Below are 627 nucleotides of genomic sequence, written 5' to 3'. Positions count from 1 at the left end.
ACTGTCGATGCCCGCCTTCACCGCGCCGCGGTTGGTCGTCGGCGGAACCAGCAGCGTGGCGTTGGCGGCGAACTCCACCAGGCCCAGGTTGATCGCCGGGGTCAGCTGCTCGGCGAACTGAGTGGCGGCCTGTTCGGCGGCCTTGAGCCGGTTGGGTTCGACGTCGGTCGCGCGCATGGACTGCGACATGTCGATCACCAGCATGATGACGGCGCGGTTGCGCGGGATGCGCATGTCGTGGGTGGGGGTGGCCAGCGCGATCGTCAAAAACACCAGGCACAGCAGCGATATGGCGATCGGCAGGTGCCGCCACGGCGACTGTGCAACCGGGGCCTCGGTGTACCGGTGCAGGCGTTGGCGGCGCCGGGCCGCGACGTAGACGTAGAGGCCCAGCAGGGCCAGCGGCACCAATCCGAACAACAACAGGGCGGGACGCTGGAACCCGTAGAGCGGTAACGGGCCGATACCGGGAAGCGTCATGCGGCACGCCTCACCAACAGCGATCCGCGTGGTACCGCCATCGGCTCACCTCCCGATCTGGCCGCCTCCTCGAACTCCGGCGGTGCATGGGCCGCGGCCGGAGGATTAGCCGGCGCCGAGAACGTGCCGCTGGGTGAACTTGATGTC

General features: G+C 68.4%; 1 protein-coding gene. It reads right to left on the bottom strand.

Features of this window, described 5'->3' with window-relative positions; all coding sequences use genetic code 11:
• Nucleotides 1–480 (bottom strand): VWA domain-containing protein (locus A5625_RS02100; RefSeq protein WP_156747853.1); only part of this gene is annotated, 480 nt, incomplete at its 3' end.
• Between the last annotated feature and the right edge of the window lie 147 nt (nt 481–627).

Origin of the sequence: Mycobacterium sp. 1465703.0 (assembly GCF_001672975.1) — a bacterium.
GTDB lineage: Bacteria > Actinomycetota > Actinomycetes > Mycobacteriales > Mycobacteriaceae > Mycobacterium.
This window is presented reverse-complemented; position numbering and strand designations above follow the sequence as displayed.